Annotated in this window: 14 protein-coding genes; 11 read left to right on the plus strand and 3 right to left on the minus strand. The window is 71.9% G+C overall.

What is annotated here, in order from left to right; all coding sequences use genetic code 11:
- Positions 1-18 precede the first annotated feature (18 nt).
- The 6 genes from hutI (at position 19) to ABH925_RS22980 (ending at position 7,742) form a co-directional block, all read left to right on the plus strand.
- Positions 19-1,188 (plus strand): imidazolonepropionase, encoded by a 1,170-nt coding sequence (gene hutI / locus ABH925_RS22955; RefSeq protein ID WP_370150679.1) that lies wholly within the window; start codon positions 19-21, stop codon positions 1,186-1,188.
- A gap of 202 nt (positions 1,189-1,390) precedes the next feature.
- A complete protein-coding gene (locus ABH925_RS22960) occupies positions 1,391-2,107 on the plus strand; it encodes an LPXTG cell wall anchor domain-containing protein (RefSeq protein WP_370150680.1) in 717 nt (238 codons plus the stop codon).
- A gap of 293 nt (positions 2,108-2,400) precedes the next feature.
- Positions 2,401-3,747: a WxL domain-containing protein gene (locus ABH925_RS22965; protein WP_370150681.1), complete on the plus strand. Its 1,347-nt coding sequence runs from the start codon at positions 2,401-2,403 to the stop codon at positions 3,745-3,747.
- 141 nt (positions 3,748-3,888) lie between these two features.
- Positions 3,889-5,001: a WxL protein peptidoglycan domain-containing protein gene (locus ABH925_RS22970; protein WP_370150682.1), complete on the plus strand. Its 1,113-nt coding sequence runs from the start codon at positions 3,889-3,891 to the stop codon at positions 4,999-5,001.
- Positions 4,998-6,212 (plus strand): hypothetical protein, encoded by a 1,215-nt coding sequence (locus ABH925_RS22975; protein ID WP_370150684.1) that lies wholly within the window; start codon positions 4,998-5,000, stop codon positions 6,210-6,212. Before ABH925_RS22970 ends, ABH925_RS22975 begins: the two co-directional genes overlap by 4 nt.
- 3 nt (positions 6,213-6,215) lie before the next feature.
- The gene (locus tag ABH925_RS22980; protein ID WP_370150685.1) at positions 6,216-7,742 is read left to right on the plus strand and encodes a hypothetical protein; all 1,527 of its coding nucleotides are present in this window, start codon (positions 6,216-6,218) and stop codon (positions 7,740-7,742) included.
- A gap of 87 nt (positions 7,743-7,829) precedes the next feature.
- Here ABH925_RS22980 and ABH925_RS22985 read toward each other — a convergent pair whose 3' ends face one another.
- Positions 7,830-9,350, minus strand: coding sequence for a peptide MFS transporter (locus ABH925_RS22985; RefSeq protein ID WP_370150687.1), 1,521 nt, complete (start codon positions 9,348-9,350; stop codon positions 7,830-7,832).
- A gap of 212 nt (positions 9,351-9,562) precedes the next feature.
- A complete protein-coding gene (locus tag ABH925_RS22990; RefSeq protein WP_370150688.1) occupies positions 9,563-11,062 on the minus strand; it encodes a peptide MFS transporter in 1,500 nt (499 codons plus the stop codon).
- Between the two features lie 185 nt (positions 11,063-11,247).
- Between ABH925_RS22990 and ABH925_RS22995 the strand changes: the two genes are divergently transcribed.
- Positions 11,248-11,922 carry a response regulator transcription factor gene (locus tag ABH925_RS22995; protein WP_370150689.1) on the plus strand — a complete coding sequence of 225 codons (675 nt, stop codon included), beginning with the start codon at positions 11,248-11,250 and terminating at the stop codon, positions 11,920-11,922.
- An 8-nt stretch (positions 11,923-11,930) separates the two neighbouring features.
- Entirely contained in the window at positions 11,931-13,184 is a 1,254-nt protein-coding gene (locus ABH925_RS23000; protein ID WP_370150691.1) for an ATP-binding protein, read from the plus strand.
- A 46-nt stretch (positions 13,185-13,230) separates the two neighbouring features.
- On the opposite strand, the gene ABH925_RS23005 is transcribed toward ABH925_RS23000, so the two are convergent.
- The gene (locus tag ABH925_RS23005) at positions 13,231-13,794 is read right to left on the minus strand and encodes a GtrA family protein (protein ID WP_370150692.1); all 564 of its coding nucleotides are present in this window, start codon (positions 13,792-13,794) and stop codon (positions 13,231-13,233) included.
- Positions 13,795-14,047: 253 nt separating this feature from the next.
- On the opposite strand from ABH925_RS23005, the gene ABH925_RS23010 reads away from it, so the two are divergent.
- From ABH925_RS23010 to ABH925_RS23020, 3 genes are all read left to right on the plus strand, one after another.
- On the plus strand, positions 14,048-15,190 hold the full coding sequence (locus tag ABH925_RS23010) for a 5-(carboxyamino)imidazole ribonucleotide synthase (RefSeq protein ID WP_370150693.1): 1,143 nt from the start codon (positions 14,048-14,050) through the stop codon (positions 15,188-15,190).
- Positions 15,191-15,287: 97 nt separating this feature from the next.
- A complete protein-coding gene (gene purE / locus ABH925_RS23015) occupies positions 15,288-15,815 on the plus strand; it encodes a 5-(carboxyamino)imidazole ribonucleotide mutase (RefSeq protein ID WP_370150694.1) in 528 nt (175 codons plus the stop codon).
- A 5-nt stretch (positions 15,816-15,820) separates the two neighbouring features.
- Positions 15,821-17,086 (plus strand): dipeptidase, encoded by a 1,266-nt coding sequence (locus tag ABH925_RS23020; protein ID WP_370150695.1) that lies wholly within the window; start codon positions 15,821-15,823, stop codon positions 17,084-17,086.
- Positions 17,087-17,146: the final 60 nt, after the last annotated feature.

Raw genomic sequence — 17,146 nt, forward strand, 5'->3', positions numbered from 1 at the left:
GACGTGAGAGGTCCCAGTATGAGCACGCTGATCACCGGCATCCACAGCCTGGTCACCAACGACCCCGAGCTGGGGCTGGGCCCGCTCGGGCTGCTGGCGGACGCCGCCGTGGTGGTCGAGGGGGAGCGGATCGCCTGGGTCGGTCCGGCCGCGTCCGCGCCCTCGGGTACTGACACGGTGGTCGACGCGGGCGGCCGGGCGGTGATCCCCGGCTTCGTGGACTCGCACGCGCACCTGGTCTTCGCGGGCGACCGCACGGCCGAGTTCAACGCCCGGATGTCCGGCCAGGCCTACACCGCCGGCGGTATCAGGACCACGGTCGCGGCCACCCGCGCGGCCAGCGACGAGGCGCTGGACGCCAACGTGGCCCGCCTGGTCGGCGAGGCGCTGCGGCAGGGCACCACCGTGCTGGAGTGCAAGTCCGGCTACGGCCTCACCGTCGAGGACGAGGCCCGCGCGCTGCGCATCGCCGGCCGGCACACCGACGAGGTCACCTTCCTCGGCGCCCATGTGGTTTCCCCGGACTACGCCGACGACCCGGCCGGATACGTCGACCTGGTCACCGGGCCGATGCTGGACGCCTGCGCCCCGCACGCCCGCTGGGTGGACGTGTTCTGCGAGCGCGGCGCCTTCGACGGCGACCAGGCCCGCGCGGTGCTCACCGCCGGCGTCGCCCGCGGGCTGGTCCCCCGGGTGCACGCCAACCAGCTCGGTGAGGGCCCCGGGGTCCAGCTCGCGGTGGAGCTGGGGGCGGCCTCGGCCGACCACTGCACCCACCTCAGCGAGGCCGACGTGGCCGCGCTCGGCTCCTCCGGCACGGTGGCCACGCTGCTGCCCGGCGCGGAGTTCTCCACCCGCGCCCAGTACCCCGACGCGCGCCGGCTGCTGGACGCGGGCGCGACCGTGGCGCTGTCCACGGACTGCAACCCCGGGTCCAGCTTCACCACGTCCGTGCCGTTCTGCATCGCGGTCGCGGTGCGGGAGATGGGGATGACCCCGGACGAGGCGGTCTGGTCGGCCACCGCCGGTGGCGCGGCCGCGCTGCGGCGCACCGATGTGGGGGTGGTGAAGGCCGGAGCGCGCGCCGACCTCGTGCTGCTGGACGCCCCCTCCCATGTCCACCTCGCCTACCGTCCGGGCGTTCCGCTGGTCACGGCGGTCTGGCGGGCCGGAGTACGCGAGGTCTGACGGCCGGGTCATGGGTGAGCGCGGCGGGGCTTCGGCCCCGCCGCGCTCTGCTGTCCCGGTACGGCGGCCGCGCTGTCGCTGCCACCGTCCACTGAGAAGGTCCGTGCATGGTGGTTCCCTCCGGTGCGCAAGGGGCGTACCGTCGGCCACGATCTGACGGGTCGTCAGCACAAGTGTGGCGGAGGCGAAGGGCGGGACCAGAATGCGAGTCAGCAGGTTCGCGGGAGGGGCGGCTGCCGTGCTGGCCGTCACCGGCGGCGCGGTGTTCGGGGGAGCCGGGGTGGCCGGGGCGGTGACCGATGTTCCGGTGGACTACCACTGTGCGACGCCCATCGGGCCCAAGGACGCGGTGTCGAACGTCGAGGTGACCGCGACCCCCAGCGGGTCGGGCTATGCCGTCACCATGACCTTCACCAACGGCGTCTCCTCCAGCCCGGTCGACCTGGCGGCCGGGGTGATGAAGCCGAGCGCGGTGCTCGTCCTGGGTGGCAGCGACCAGGGCACGGTCAAGGTGTCGGGTCCCGGCAACGCCGCGACCATCCCGGCCAACACCCCGATCAAGATCGGCAGCCTGACCGGGACCTACACGCCGGGCCACAGCGGGACGGTCACGCTCACCCCGGGCACGCTGACCATCTCCGCCCTGGGCACCACCACCACCTGCACCGCGAGCGGGTCGGTCGGCGTCGGACTGACCCTGACCGTGACGGCGGCCGGCGGCTCCTCCGGGTCGTCCGGCTCCTCGGGCTCTTCGGGGTCCTCCAACTCCTCCGGCTCGGCCGGGTCGGGCGGCACGCTGCCGCAGACCGGTCCGGCCGACGACGCCGTGGCGTTCGGGCTGTTCGGCGGGACGGTGCTGCTCGGCGGGGTCGGCGGGGCGCTGCTGCTGACCAGACGCAGCCGGCGGCTCCGGGTCTGACGGACGGGCCGGGCCGCGCGGGGCCGGCGTCGGGCCGGGGCCGCACGGAGCCGATGCCACGGTCGTGTGCCTTGACTTCTAAATCTGACGGGTCGTCAATTATGGGCACCACAGGCCGACCGCCCCGTCCACGGCAAGGAAGTCAGGGCGGCCGGCCCGCACGGCACCGAAGCGCCGATCACACAGTAGTCCTGGTGGGGGCATGCCGGGAGATCGGGGCCGGTGACCGTTACGGCAGTCACGCGACGTGCGTGGCGCTCTGCCGTCCGTCCACCGAAAGGGGCACCAGGACCGTGTTCCAGTCCACAGCACCACAGCGCAGAAGCATCCCGCACGGCCGACGCCGCGCCGCCCTCTGGGCTGCGGTCGTCCCGCTGCTCGTGGCGGCGCCGATCGCCCTCACGGGCGAGGCGCAGGCAGCGACTCCGGGGACCTCCGTCTCCTACGCCACCACCTGTACCCCCGGCGTGGTCCCGGCGATCCACGGCACCACGATCTCCGAGATCACGGTGGACAACGCGACCCCCAAGGTCGGTGACACGGTCAACGTCACCTACGACGTGACCCAGCCGGCCTCCGGCAACCCGACCTCCACCGCCCTGCCGGCGAACGTGATCCTGCCCACCGGCGTGGTCAGCCTCGGCGGGGCGCAGACCGGCACGGTCACCGTGTCCGGCACCCGCACCAACCCGCCGGTCCCCGGCAACGCGCCGTTCCCGGCGTTCCAGATGACCGGTTCCTTCGTGGTCAGCAACCCGGGTGCGATCACCCTGAGCCCGGGCAACTACAACATCAACTCCAACTACATCATCAGCCTCGACACGCCCTGCACCATCGACACCCCGCCCGCAGGCGTGTCCAACACCATCACCGCCAGCCCGGCGACGGTGCCCAACAACCGGGTCATCACCGACAGTCCGAGCTCCGGTCCGGCCGGCACCAAGGTCGCGATCAGCGGCAGCGGCTTCACCGCCGGTGCCACAGTGACCGTCGCCGGCTTCAGCGGCACCACCGCCACCTCCGACGTCACCCAGGCCACCGCCGACGCCAGTGGCAACCTCACCGCCACGCTGACCGTCAACGCGGCGGCCACCACCGGCATCATCGCGTTCGAGGGGGCCACGTACACCCCCGCGACCGCGTCGCCGCCGGTCGCCTACAGCGTCACCGCCGTCGTCCCGCCGGGCGGGTCCAGCCAGACCCTGAACAGCTCGGTCAAGGGCGGCACGCTGAGCATGACCCAGGCCGGATCCACGGTCACCATGACCCCGGTCGACTTCGGTACCGGCGGCAGCTCCACCGGCGCGCTCAACGCCATCACCGTCAAGGACTTCCGAGGCGGGTCGAGCGGCTGGTCGCTGACCGCGAGCAACACCAACTTCACCGGCCCGGGCGGGAGTTCCCTCCCGGCCGCCGGCCTGAGCTGGACGCCGTCCTGCACCACCACCGCAGGCAGCCCCAGCACCTGCGCGGCCGGTTCGGCGGGCGCCGTCGGCACCGCCGGCGCGACCCTGGCGAGCGCTCCCGCCGCGACGCTGACCGGTGGTCAGTTCGCCGCCGGCGCGAACCTCTCGCTCACCGTCCCGGCGTTCACCGCGCCCGGCTCCTACAGCTCCACGCTCACGCTGACCCTGGCGTGAGTCCGCACTGACCGGGTGCGGGCGGCGGCCACCACCGCCGTCCGCACCCGGCCGCATCCGCCCCGGCGGTGCAGCTCCACCGCACCATCCGCACCACCCGCACCACCAACGACACCGCACCCGTCCGCTGGAGGGCCGCCGATGTTTCCCCGACCGCCGCTGGGATCCCGGCGATCCCCGCGCCCGCTGCGGCTGCTGCCGGCCCTGCTCTCGGCGCTGCTGCTGGCCCTCTGCGCCGTCACCCTGGCCGCAGGCCCGGCCCCCGCCGCCGACAACGGCACCTGGGCGGTCTTCCCGACCCCGGAGAGCACCACCGCCACTCCCGCCACCCCGGACCGCCAGTACTACTACCTGGAGGCCGGGCAGGGCGCCACGGTCAGCGACAAGGTCTCCGTCGTCAACCTCTCGACCCAGCCGATCACTTTCAAGCTCTACGGGGCGGACGCCTACAACACCCCGCGCGACGGCGGCTTCGCGCTGCGCTCCGCCGACCAGGCGCAGACCGGCGTCGGCGCCTGGGTCCACCTCGCCCGGAGCACCATCACCGTGCCGGCGCGCACCCGCGCCGACATCCCCTTCACGCTGTCCATCCCGTCCGGCGCGCTCCCCGGGGACCACCCCGGCGCGATCGTCGCCCTGGACACCACCGCCGACTCCACCACCAGCAGCGGCAATGTCGCGGTCGGGGTGCACCGGGCCGTCGGAGCCCGGATCTACCTGCGGGTCTCCGGTCCCACCGTGCCCGCGCTGAGCGTGGAGAACGTCCACATCGACCGCAGCGCGCCGCTGATCCCCGGCCTGGGCGGATCCACCGCCACCGTGCGCTACACCCTGGTCAACCGGGGCAACGTCACCGTCCATCCCAAGATCGCGCTGAAGGCCACCGGCTGGCTCGGCGGAACCGTCCTCAGCACCTCCGCCCGTGACGCCGGCATCGACCTGCTGCCCGGCCAGCAGGTGCAGCTCTCCGCGCCCTGGCCGAACGCGCCGCAGTTCGACCACGTCACGCTGACCCTCACCGCCACCGGCGTCGGCCTGGACGTGACCGCGACCGCGAGCGCGGGCTTCACCGCCGTCCCCTGGCTGCCGGTCGGGCTGGTCCTGCTGGCCCTGGGCGCGGCGCTGGTGCTGCTGTGGATCCGGCGCAAACGGCGGCACCCGCACCGGGGGCCCTGGAGCTGGAGCCGACACCCCCGCAGCTGGAGCCGGCGCGGACGGGCCCGCGAGCACGAGCCGGTGGAGGCGGGGGTATGACGCGTCCGCTCCGCCGCCGCCTCGCCGCGCTGTCGGCGCTGCTGCCCCCGGTCCTGCTGCAGGGGCTGGTGCTGCTGGCGGGCCTGGTACTGCTGCCCACCGCCGCCTCCGCGAGCGGGGCCGCCAGCCCGACCGTCCAGGCGGCCACCGCTCCCGCCACGCTCGGGACGACGACCACGGTCACCGGCAGCGGCTGGCCCGGCAACGCCCTGATCATCCTGCTGCTCTGCGGGCAGGACGCGCTGAGCGGCACCGACTCCTGCGCCAACGCCACCGGGCACGCCACCACCACCCGGCCCGACGGCAGCTTCAGCGTCCCGCTGGAGGTGGTCGCCCCGCCCAAGCCCTGCCCGTGCGTCATCCACGCCACCACGGTGCTCGGGACCACCCTCACCGTGGACACGCCGATCATCCTGCCGGGCGTGCCGGTCGTCCCGATCCCGGCCGCCAGCACCGCCGCCGAGCTCCAGGCGCTGAACCAGGACGTCAGCGGCGACAGCGGCCTGATGAACTGGTTCGGCGCGCCGGCCCACCGCACGCTCAAGGTGATCATCGCCAACATGGGCAACATCCCGGTCAGCGACCCGGTGTTCCGGCTCGGCACCTCCTCCTCGGTGTACGCGCCGACCTGGCAGGACTTCCAGTGGAACGGCGTGATCGCGCCCGGCGCGAAGCAGGAGATCGACGTCCCGGTCGACTTCGGGTCCGGGGCACACGGCGACTACAAGCTGCAACTGGACTACGGCAACCGGGAACTGACGTTCTCGCCGGTGTCGCTGCCGCGCTCCTGGGGGGTGACCCTGTTCTGGCTGCTGCTGTGGGTGGTGATCCCGGTCGGGCTGTTCCGGATCGGGATGGCGATCCTCGACCGGCTCCGCCCCGACCTGGCCACCCGCCGCGACGAGCGGTACCGGGCGCGCCGCGACCGCAAGCGCGCCGAGCTGGGCCGGCGCCGGGCCGGGGACCCGCTGCCGGTGCCCACGGCGCCGGGCCAGGGGCCGTCCTTCGCCGCGCAGGACACCCTGGTCATGCCGCCGATGCCGAACCACCCACCGGCCACCCCGCCCGAGCGCTGGTCCGCACAGCCGCCGTCGCAGCCGGGACGGCCGGCCGGCCAGCCCGTGCTGCCGTGGTTCCCGGCGGGCACCATCCCCTCGCTCTCCCAGGTCCGCACCCCTGGTTCGCAATCCACCTCCAGAAAAGGAACCTGACACGTGTACAGGAAAAGGCTGGCCTGGGCGGCCCTGCTGGCGGTCGCCGGCGCGACCCTGGCCTTTGGAACACAGGAGGCAGTGGCGGCGGGCAACGGCTACGCGGCCGCCACCGGCGGGAACGGTGACTTCCCGGGCACCCCGGTCACCCTTGACTACACCTGTGCCACCCCGATCGGCCAGAAGACCAGCACGCCCTCCGTCACCATCAGCGCCAAGGAGACCAACGGCGTCTACGCCCTGACCGAGTCCTTCGCCAGCGGCACCTCCACCTCGCCGGTCGACCTCCCGGCCGGTGCGATGACGCCCAGCACCACCGTCCTGCTCAGCGGGGTGGACACCACCACGCTGAAGCTGACCGGTCCGGCCAACGCGTCCGTCATCCCGGCCAACACCCCGATCAAGCCCAGCGACATGACCGGCAGTTACAGCCCGACCGCGACCGGCCAGATCCAGCTGACCCCGGGCGTGCTGACGATCAACGCGCTGGGCACGACCACGACCTGCACGGCCACCAACCATCCAGGTGCCTCCCTGACCCTCGACGTCACCGCCGTGACCGGAAGCAGCTCCGGGGGCTCCGGCGGCACCACGGGCAGCAGCTCTGGCGGGACCACCACCACCGGCGGTACGACCACCACCGGCGGGACCACCACCACGGGCGGAACCACCGGCGGCACAACCACCACGGGCGGTACCACGACCGGCGGGACCACGGGCGGGACAACCACCACCGGCGGCACCACGACCGGCGGGACCACCGGCGGCACCACGACCGGCGGGACCACTGGCGGCACAACCACCACCGGCGGCACGACGACGGGCGGCACCGCCGGCGGCACGACCAGCACCGGCGGAGCCACCACCGGCGGAGCCACCACCGGAGGTACCCCCGGTGGAAGCGGGGACTTCCCCGGCACGCCGGTCACCCTCGACTACACCTGTGCCACCCCGATCGGCCAGAAGACCAGCACGCCCTCGATCACCATCAGCGCCAAGGAGACCAACGGCGTCTACGCGCTGACCGAGTCCTTCGCCACCGGTGCCTCCTCCTCCCCGGTCGACCTTCCGGCCGGTGCGATGACGCCCAGCACCACCGTCCTGCTCACCGGCGTGGACAACGCCACGCTGACCCTGACCGGTTCGGCCAACGCGGCCGTCATCCCGGCGAGCACCCCGATCAAGCCCAGTGACATGACCGGCAGTTACACCCCGGCCCACACCGGCCAGGTGCAACTGACGCCGGGCGTGCTGACGATCAACGCGCTGAGCACGAAGACGACCTGCACCGCCACCAACCACCCGGCCGCCTCGCTCACGCTCAATGTCACCGCCAAGTCCGGTGGCGTGGGTGGAGGTTCGGGCGGCACCACCAGCACGGGCGGTACCGGCAGCACCGGTGGCAACCTCGCCGAGACCGGCAGCGACAACTCCGACGTCACCGCCATCGGCCTGGTCGGCGGCACCGTCGTACTCGTGGGTGCGGCCGTCTTCGTGCTCACCCCCTGGCGCCGGCTGCGCCGCCCGTAGCGCGGAGCCTCAACGGGCCGACCCCGGCACGGCAGGCGCCGTGTCGGGGTCGGAGGTCACGCCGCCGCTGCGGCGCGGCGGGGCCGGTCAGTGGACGTCGCCCAGGAGTTCCCGGATCCGCCGGCGGTACATCAGCACCGCGAACCCGGCGAACAGCGCCGCCGCGCCCTGCACCGCGAAGGACGCCGTGCTCAGGAAGGCGTTGCCGAGCAGCTGCTGCAGCACCGCCGCGACCGAGTCGCCGACGGTGACGGCGAGGAACCAGACGCCCATCATCTGGCTCGCGTACTTCTGCGGGGCGAGCTTCGTCGTCACCGAGAGGCCGACCGGGGACAGGCACAGCTCGCCGACGGTCTGCACCAGGTAGACCAGGACCAGCCAGAGCGGGGTGACCTTGGTGCCGCCGCCGGCCGCGGCCATCGCCAGCATCATCACGCCGAAGGACGCGCCGATCAGCACCAGGCCGCCGACGAACTTCACCGCCGTGCTGGGGTTGCGGTCGCGGCGCGCCAGCCAGACCCAGAGCCAGGCGAGCACCGGGGCCAGCGCCATGATGAACAGCGGGTTCAGCGACTGGAACCAGGTGGAGGGGAAGTTCAGCCCGAACAGCGAGTTGGCGGTGCTGTCGGAGGCGAAGACGCTCAGCGTGGAACCGGACTGGTCGTAGATCATCCAGAAGACCGCCGCGGCGGCGAAGAACCACAGGTAGCCGGAGAGCTTCCGCTGGTCCTCGGGGCTGACGTCCCGGTCCTTCTTCATCCGGACCAGCACCAGCACCGGGACGATGATCCCGACCACGGTCAGCGGCCACACCAGCCAGCCCGTGCTGTAGTTGCCGGTGGCGACGAGGACGCCGTAGCAGAGCGCCGCGAAGCCGGCCCACAGGGCGGTCTTGCGCAGGATCGAGGCACGCTCGGGCGCGCTGATCGGGGAGCCGACCACGTCGCTCTCGCTGCTGAGGTGGCGGCTGCCGAGCACGTACTGCCCGAGGCCCAGGGCCATGCCGACACCGGCCAGGGCGAAGCCCAGGTGCCAGTTGACGTCCTGGCCGACGGTGCCGATGACCAGCGGCGCGAAGAACGCGCCGAGGTTGATGCCCATGTAGAAGAGGGTGAAGCCGCCGTCCCGGCGCGGGTCGTTCCGGTCCGGGTAGAGGTGGCCCACCATCGTCGAGATGTTGGCCTTGAGCAGTCCGGAGCCGACCGCGATGAAGCCCAGCCCGGCGAAGAACGAGCCCGCGGCGGGGACGGCCAGCAGGAAGTGGCCGCACATGATGATCAGTCCGCCGATGAGGACGGTCCGCCGGGGGCCCCAGAACCGGTCGCTCACCCAGCCGCCGGGCAGCGCCAGCAGGTACACCAGGGCGTTGTAGACGCTGTAGATCGCCAGCGCGGTGCCCAGGTTGAGGTGCAGGCCGCCCTTGGCGGCGGGCGCGGCCATGTAGAGCACCAGCAGCGCGCGCATCCCGTAGAAGCTGAAGCGCTCCCACATCTCCGTCATGAAGAGGGTGGCCAGTCCGCGGGGGTGGCCGAGGAAGGTCTTCTTCGTGGGGGTGTTCGACAGCACTGCGGCCGTCTCGACGACGGCATCGACAGGTATGGGCGGCATGCGAAAGCGTTTCCTTGCCTGGCTGAGCGGGGGTCGGCACACTCTACGCTCGGAGATGGCCGTAAATCCGTGCCGATAGCCTGATATAGCGGCATTTTGATCACCACGACCTGGCCATCAAAGCCAAATCCCCACCCTTGGGTCTTGGATCAAAGACCATAGTAACTTTTGACCATGGAACCATGCGCTGCATCCGAGGTGGGCGCTGTGGACTAGTTCACACCGCGCATCAGCGCCCGGATCCGCCCCGCCGCCAGGGAGAAGGCGACGGCGCAGAGCACCGCCAGCCCGCCCTGGGTGCAGAAGTACGCGTTCTGGCTCATCACCCTGGTCAGCTGCGTGGTCCAGCCGGCCACGGCGTCGCCGGTGGCCGACGCCAGGAACCACAGCCCCAGCATCTGGCTGACGAACTTCGCCGGTGCCAGCTTGGTGGTCACCGAGAGCCCCACGGGGGAGAGGAACAGCTCGCCGAGGGTCTGGATCAGGTACACCGACACCAGCCACAGCGGCGACACCAGGGTGCCGCCTCGCGCCGCGATGCTGGCCAGGCCCATCACCCCGAAGGACAGTCCGATCAGCAGCAGCCCGGTGGCGAACTTGCCCGGCGTGCCCGGTTCTCTCCCCCGCCGCGCCAGCGACTGCCAGATCCAGGCGAACACCGGCGCCAGCACGACGATCAGCAGCGGGTTCACCGACTGGAACCAGCTGGACGGGAAGCGGAAGCCGAAGGCGCTGAGGTCGGTCTGGGTGGTGGCGAACACGGTCAGCGTCGACCCGGTCTGGTCGTAGATCATCCAGAACACCGCGGCGGCGACAAAGAACCACACATAGGCGCCGATCCGGGCCCGGTCCTGGGCCGTCAGGCCCCGGTCCCGGCGCATCCGCGCGAAGTAGAGGACCGGCAGCAGCACCCCCACCGTCGCCAGCAGGTTCACCACCTGGTGGATCGAGAACGTCCCCAGGCCCGCGTCCACCCCGAAGGCCGACACCGCGAGGCCGCCCCACAGCCCGGCCAGCCGCAGCGCCCGGCGCCGCTCGGCCGGCGCCGCCGGACGGGCCGGCAGCAGCCCGGCCGCCCCCAGGTGCCTCGCCCCCCGCACGTACTGCGCCAGCCCCAGGCACATCCCGACCCCCGCCAGCGAGAAGCCCAGGTGCCAGTTCACCCGCTGGCCCACCGTGCCGATGACCAGCGGCGCGAGGAACGCACCGAGGTTGATGGACATGTAGAAGAGCGTGAAGCCGCCGTCCCTGCGGAGGTCGTCCTTCGCGTACAGGGCGCCCACGATGCTGGAGACGTTGGGCTTCAGCATCCCGGTGCCCACCGCGATCAGCGCCAGGCCGAGGTAGAAGGTCGTGGTCTGCGGGATCGCCAGCACGAAGTGCCCGGCGGTGATCACCACCCCGCCGATCAGCACCGTCGTGCGGGCCCCCCACAGCCGGTCCGCCAGCCATCCGCCCGGCATCGACAGCATGTAGATCAGGGAGTTGTAGACGCTGTAGACGCCCAGCGCCGTCGCCGTGTCCAGCCCCATCCCGCCCCGGGAGGCGGGCGTGACGAGGAAGAGCGTCAGCAGCCCGCGCATCCCGTAGAAGCTGAACCGCTCCCAGAGCTCCGTCATGAACAGCGTCGCCAGTCCGCGCGGATGCCCGAGGAACGCCTCGTCCTGCCCGGTCGGGCCCTCGCCCAGCCCGACCATGGTCCCCTGAGCCATCCGCCCGCCTCTCCGAGTTGCCCTGGACGAGTTGCCCCGGACCGGGAGGTCTCCAGACGGGGAGATCTCCGGACCGGGAAGTCTCTGGACCGACGCTAGGTGACACACCGTGACCTCGCCCCGTGGAGCGGTGCGCCCGTGGGCTGTTCGGCTGAGTCGGCCCCGGCGCGGACTACGATCAGGGCATGACCCGTGTTCTGCTCGCCGAGGACGACATCGCCATCTCGGAACCGCTCGCCCGCGCGCTGCGCCGTGAGGGCTACGAGGTGGTGGTGCGCGAGGACGGACCGTCCGCGCTGGAGGCCGGCCTGGAGGGCGGCAACATCGACCTGCTGGTGCTCGACCTCGGCCTGCCCGGCATGGACGGGCTGGAGGTCTGCCGCCGGCTGCGCGCCGACGGGCACGGGTTCCCGGTGCTGGTGCTCACCGCCCGCGCGGACGAGGTGGACACCGTCGTCGGCCTGGACGCCGGCGCCGACGACTACGTCACCAAGCCGTTCCGGCTGGCCGAACTGCTGGCCCGGGTCCGGGCCCTGCTGCGGCGCGGCACCGTCGACCTCACCACCGGCGCGCACGGCGTGAAGATCGACGTCGAGTCGCACCGCGCCTGGATCGGCGAGGAGGAGCTGCAGCTCTCCGCCAAGGAGTTCGAGCTGCTCCGGGTCCTGGTCCGGGACGCCGGTCGGGTGGTCACCCGCGAGCAGATCATGCGACAGGTCTGGGACACCACCTGGTGGACCTCCACCAAGACCCTGGACATGCACATCTCCTGGCTGCGCAAGAAGCTCGGCGACGACGCCGCCAGCCCCCGCTACATCACCACCGTGCGCGGCGTCGGCTTCCGCTTCGAAAAGGGCTGAGCGACGGCGTGAAGCGCAGGCTGATCAACTCCACCCTGGCCGTGGTGCTCGTGGTGGTGGTGCTGTTCCTCGTCCCGCTGGCCCTGGTCGAGAAGCGCAGCATCGAGTCCAACGCCCAGCAGCAGGTCACCACGGAAGCCATGCACCTGCTCGGCGTGATCGAGAACCGCCTGGTCGCCGGGGAGCAGATCGACACCGAGGCGCTCACCGGGCTGACCAGCCAGGACGCCCAGCGCTACGCCGTCGTCCAGATGCCGGGCCAGGCCGTGATCACGTTGGGCTCGCCGCCCGCCGGCGGCGACCCGATCAGCGCCACCGAGAGCGGTCCGCACGGCGAGAAGGTCACCGTCCAGGAGTCGCGTGACCCGGTGCAGCACGACATCCGCACCATGCTGCTGCTGCTCGTCCTGGTCGCGGTGCTGACCGTGGCCGCCGCAGCGATGCTCGCCTTCTGGCAGGCCCGGCGGCTGGCCCAGCCCCTGGTCGACCTGGTCGAGACCGCGGAACGGCTGGGCTCGGGCGACCCGCGCCCCCGCCAGCGCCGCTACGGCGTGGTCGAACTGGACCGGATCGCGGAGGTGCTGGACGGCAGCGCCGAACGCATCGGCCGGATGCTCACCGCCGAGCGCAGGCTCGCGGCCGACGCCTCGCACCAGCTGCGCACGCCGCTGACCGCGCTCTCGATGCGGCTGGAGGAGATCGTCGAGACGGACGACCTGGAGACCGTGAAGGAGGAGGCCGCCATCGCCCTGGGCCAGGTCGAGCGGCTCACCGACGTGGTCCAACGGCTGCTCACCAACAGCCGGGACCAGCGCAGCAACGCCTCCGCGGTGGGCTTCGAGATGGACGACGTGATCAAGCAGCAGGCCGAGGAGTGGCGCCCGGCGCTGCGCCGGGCCGGCCGCACGCTGCACCTGGAGGGCCCGCCCGGGCTGCGCGCCGTGGGCACGCCGGGCGCGGTGGCCCAGGTACTGGCGGCGCTGATCGAGAACTCGCTGATGCACGGGGACGGCGCGGTGACCATCCGCACCAGGGTCCGCGGCAGCTCGGTGGTGCTGGAGGTCCAGGACGAGGGCGCCGGTGTCCCCAGCGAACTCGGCGCACGCGTCTTCGAACGGGCCGTCAGCGGCCACAACTCGACGGGCATCGGGCTCGCCGTCGCCCGCGACCTGGCCGAGGCGGACGGCGGCCGGCTCGACCTGCTGTCCCAGCGCCCGCCGGTGTTTGCCTTGTTCCTGGGCCGTGAGGTCCAGGACCGATAGAGGAAGCCTGGGCCGTGAGGTCCAGGACCGATAGGACCGGTGGCTGTTACGGCCGCAGGCTGCGGATGCCGCGCTTGCTGGTTTTGACCTGCTCCGCGGCGAGGATCTGCTCGGCCTGCTCGACGGCGGTGACCGCCGGGCCGTCGCTGCCGGGCTTCCCGCTGAACACCCAGGTCCGGTAGGCCCAGAAGCGGAACAGGGTGGCCACGCCGATGCCGAAGATGGTGAACACGAGGGTGACCGACTTGCTCCGCATGTCCAGCCCGTAGGTGAGGGCGAACAGCACGCCGTTCTGGATCACCAGGCCGATCCCGCTGAACACCAGGAACAGCATGATCTCGTGGGCTCGGGTCTTCTTGTCGGTGTCCCGATACACCCAGTAGCGGTAGCCGATGTAGTTCGTGCCGATCGCGATCAGCGTCGCGATGATGTTGGCGCGGACGCTGGCACCCGGCATCAGGTCCAGCAGCACGGTGAGCGAGGCCAGCTGGACGGCGACACCGACTATGCCCACGATCCCGAACTTCGCCAGCTCTTGCCCGAGCCGCCGCAGAAGGCCGGTCGCCGCTGACGCGGCTCCCGGAGTGCTCGGGTCTGGAGTAGTCGTCATCGGGATCCGTCTCTGTGTCGTCACTCAGGAGCCAGGTCAATGCTAGGTCGCACACCTGCTCCGCTGCCCGGCCGGAGAGCGAACCTCATCCGACTCTCACGCGCCATCCCCGGACCGCACTCAACTATCCACGATAGAGGACGTTCCGATACCGGTCTTGGTTCGACCGAGGCCCCCGGTCCTCAGTCGCTTCCGCTCCGGGTCCGTTGGCCTGCGGTAATGCGGAACCGTAGACACCGATATCCTCGTTCTTGTGACTTTTCCGGTAGTCGGCATGATCGGTGGCGGGCAGCTGGCCCGCATGGCGCACCAGGCGGCAATCCCGCTCGGCGTGCGCTTCAGGCTCCTCGCGGACACCCCGCAGGACTCGGCGTCCCTGGTGGTGAACGACGTGGTCCTGGGGGACTACCGCGACCTGGACACGCTGCGGCGTTTCGCGGCCGGCTGCGATGTGATCACCTTCGATCACGAGCATGTGCCCACCGAGCACCTGCGGGCGCTGGAGGCCGAGGGTGTGGCGGTCCGCCCGGGCCCGGACGCCCTGGTGTTCGCGCAGGACAAGGGCCTGATGCGGGCCAGGCTGGACGCCCTGGGCGTGCCCTGTCCCCGGCACCGCCTGGTCAGCGACCCGGCCGATGTGGCGGCCTTCGCCGCCGAGGGCCCCGAGGGCTGGCCGGTGGTCCTGAAGACCACCCGTGGGGGTTACGACGGCAAGGGCGTCTGGGTTGTCGCCAGTGAGGCCGAGGCCGCCGAGCCGTTCCGGGCGGGTGTTCCGGTGCTGGCCGAGGAGAAGGTCGACTTCGTCCGCGAGCTGGCGGCGGACGTCGTGCGTTCCCCGCACGGCCAGGCCGTGGCGTACCCGGTGGTCGAGTCGGTGCAGAAGGACGGCATCTGCCACGAGGTGATCGCCCCCGCGCCCGGCCTGTCGGCCGAGCTCGCTGCGGAGGCCCAGGCCATGGCGCTGCGGGTGGCCGGCGAGCTGGACATCACCGGCCACCTGGCCGTGGAGCTGTTCCAGACCCGGGACGGGCGGATCCTGGTCAACGAGCTGGCCATGCGTCCGCACAACTCCGGGCACTGGTCCATCGACGGCGCGGTCACCTCGCAGTTCGAGAACCACCTGCGGGCGGTGCTGGACCTGCCTCTGGGCGACCCCCGCCCGCGCGCCCGCTGGACCGTGATGGTCAACGTCCTGGGCGGTGACTATCCGGACATGTACAGCGCGTACCTGCACTGCATGGCCCGTGACCCAGGACTGCGTGTGCACATGTACGGGAAGGACGTGAAGCCCGGACGTAAGGTGGGCCACGTCACAGTCTTCGGTGACGACCTGGACGACGTCCGCGAGCGTGCCCGCCATGCGGCGGCGTATCTGCGCGGCGACATCACCGAGTAGCGCGGCACGGGCACCGGGCCGCGCTGTCCCGGGCGTCCGTCCGGGCGTGAGACATCCGTGCAGTTAGACCATTCGAGTGGGTATGAGGGGACAGCGAATGACCGAGCAGCCGTTGGTCGGGATCGTGATGGGATCGGACTCCGACTGGGCGGTGATGGAGGCGGCGGCCAAGGCCCTCGACGAGTTCGAGGTCCCCTACGAGGTCGACGTCCTGTCCGCGCACCGGATGCCGCGCGAGATGGTCGAGTACGGGGAGCAGGCCGCCGGGCGCGGCCTGAAGGCGATCGTCGCCGGGGCGGGCGGCGCGGCCCACCTGCCCGGAATGCTCGCCTCGCTCACCACGCTGCCGGTCATCGGCGTGCCGGTGCCGCTGAAGTACCTGGACGGCATGGACTCGCTGCTGTCCATCGTGCAGATGCCGGCCGGCGTCCCGGTGGCCACCGTCTCCATCGGCGGTGCGCGCAACGCCGGCCTGCTCGCGGTCCGGATCCTCGGCGCCTATGACACCGACCTCGCCGAGCGGATGCGGGACTTCCAGCAGGAGCTGAACAGCCAGGCCACGGACAAGGGCAAGAAGCTGCGGGCCAAGGTCAGCGGCAGCAGCAGCTTCGGCTTCGGGAGCTGACCCCGATGAGCGAGCCGACTGTCCAGGAGCCCCCTGTCGACGGTGCGCGTGTCGACGCGCCCGCCGCGGGCGAGACGTCCGCGACGCGGAACGACCTGCTGCGCCGCGCTCGTGCGCTGCTGGCCGAGTATCCCGTGGTGGACGGCCACAACGACCTGCCCTGGGCGCTGCGCCAGCAGGTGGGCTACGACCTGGACCGCCGCGACATCGGCACCGACCAGCGGGACCATCTGCACACCGACCTGGCCCGGCTGCGGGCCGGCGGGGTCGGCGGCCAGTTCTGGTCGGTGTACGTGCGTACCGACTACGCGGGGGACCAGGCCGTCAGCGCGACGCTGGAGCAGATCGACTGCGTCCGCGCGCTGGTCGACCGCTACCCGGACCAGCTGCGGCTGGCGCTGAGCGCGGACGACATGGAGGCGGCCCGCTCGCGCGGCCGGATCGCCTCGCTCATGGGCGCCGAGGGCGGGCACTCGATCAACAACTCGCTCGCCACGCTGCGGGCCCTGCACGCCCTGGGCGTCCGCTATATGACGCTCACTCACAACGACAACCTGGCCTGGGCCGACTCGGCCACCGACAAGCCGGTCGCGAACGGCCTCACCTGCTTCGGCGAGGAGGTCGTCCGGGAGATGAACCGGATCGGCATGCTGGTCGACCTCTCCCACGTCTCCGCGGACACCATGCGGGACGCGCTCCGGGTCACCTGCGCGCCGGTGCTGTTCTCGCACTCCTCCGCGCGCGCCGTCTGCGACCACCCGCGCAACATCCCCGACGACGTGCTGGCGAAGCTCCCCGACAACGGGGGCGTGGCGATGGCCACCTTCGTGCCGAAGTTCATCCTGCCCGAGGCCATCGCCTGGACCCTGCGCGCCGACGCCAACATGGAGGCCAACGGCCTCCACGCGCTGGACACCACGCCCCAGGGGATGGCGGTCCAGCGCGCCTTCGAGGCCGCGAACCCGCGTCCGGCCGCCACGGTGGCGACGGTCGCCGACCACCTGGACCACATGCGCGAGGTGGCCGGCATCGACCACATCGGCATCGGCGGGGACTTCGACGGGACGGCGTTCACGCCCGACGGCCTGGAGGACGTCGCCGGCTACCCCAACCTGATCGCCGAACTCCTCGGCCGGGGCTGGTCGGAGGCCGATCTCTCCAAGCTGACCTGGAGCAACGCGGTCCGGGTGCTCCGCGACGCGGAGTCGGTGTCCCGGGACATGCGCGACAAGCCCCCCTCCATCGCCACCCTCCCGCAACTCGACGCCTGACCCCGGCCGGTGCCGGGGCCGCGGAGCACAGTGTCACCTCCGCAACCCCGGCGCCCGGTC

The organism is Streptacidiphilus sp. EB129 (assembly GCF_041262645.1).
In the GTDB taxonomy this organism is placed as follows: Bacteria; Actinomycetota; Actinomycetes; order Streptomycetales; family Streptomycetaceae; genus Streptacidiphilus.

Excerpts from the sequence above, each read along its gene's own strand:
- hutI (WP_370150679.1), top strand. The coding sequence starts at position 19 with ATGAGCACGCTGATCACCGGCATCCACAGCCTGGTCACCAACGACCCC.
- ABH925_RS22960 (WP_370150680.1), top strand. The coding sequence starts at position 1,391 with ATGCGAGTCAGCAGGTTCGCGGGAGGGGCGGCTGCCGTGCTGGCCGTC.
- ABH925_RS22970 (WP_370150682.1), top strand. The coding sequence starts at position 3,889 with ATGTTTCCCCGACCGCCGCTGGGATCCCGGCGATCCCCGCGCCCGCTG.
- ABH925_RS22975 (WP_370150684.1), top strand. The coding sequence starts at position 4,998 with ATGACGCGTCCGCTCCGCCGCCGCCTCGCCGCGCTGTCGGCGCTGCTG.
- ABH925_RS22985 (WP_370150687.1), bottom strand. The coding sequence starts at position 9,350 with ATGCCGCCCATACCTGTCGATGCCGTCGTCGAGACGGCCGCAGTGCTG.
- ABH925_RS22990 (WP_370150688.1), bottom strand. The coding sequence starts at position 11,062 with ATGGCTCAGGGGACCATGGTCGGGCTGGGCGAGGGCCCGACCGGGCAG.
- ABH925_RS22995 (WP_370150689.1), top strand. The coding sequence starts at position 11,248 with ATGACCCGTGTTCTGCTCGCCGAGGACGACATCGCCATCTCGGAACCG.
- ABH925_RS23005 (WP_370150692.1), bottom strand. The coding sequence starts at position 13,794 with ATGACGACTACTCCAGACCCGAGCACTCCGGGAGCCGCGTCAGCGGCG.
- purE (WP_370150694.1), top strand. The coding sequence starts at position 15,288 with ATGACCGAGCAGCCGTTGGTCGGGATCGTGATGGGATCGGACTCCGAC.
- ABH925_RS23020 (WP_370150695.1), top strand. The coding sequence starts at position 15,821 with ATGAGCGAGCCGACTGTCCAGGAGCCCCCTGTCGACGGTGCGCGTGTC.